Genomic DNA, 223 nt, shown 5'->3' on the forward strand with positions numbered 1-223 from the left:
GTATGGTGTATCAGAAGTAACAATTTATAAATGGATTAAAAAATATTCTCCTATCACAACGATTGATGAGGAAGAAATGACGCTAGAAGATCTGAAACAAATGCAGAAAGATATGCTTCGCTTGAAAGAGGAAAATGAGATTTTAAAAAAGGCTATGGCCATATTCGCGAAAAAATAAAAGATACAGAATTACATCAATTTATCGATTGTCAAAAAGAAACAT

1 pseudogene is annotated in these 223 nt (G+C 30.5%); it reads left to right on the plus strand.

The annotated features are described in order from the left end of the window. Positions 1-223, plus strand: a pseudogene (locus MR063_RS21730) (IS3-like element ISBce13 family transposase); the annotation flags it as partial.

Source organism: Bacillus cereus group sp. BfR-BA-01492, from assembly GCF_022662815.1.
GTDB lineage: Bacteria > Bacillota > Bacilli > Bacillales > Bacillaceae_G > Bacillus_A > Bacillus_A cereus_BD.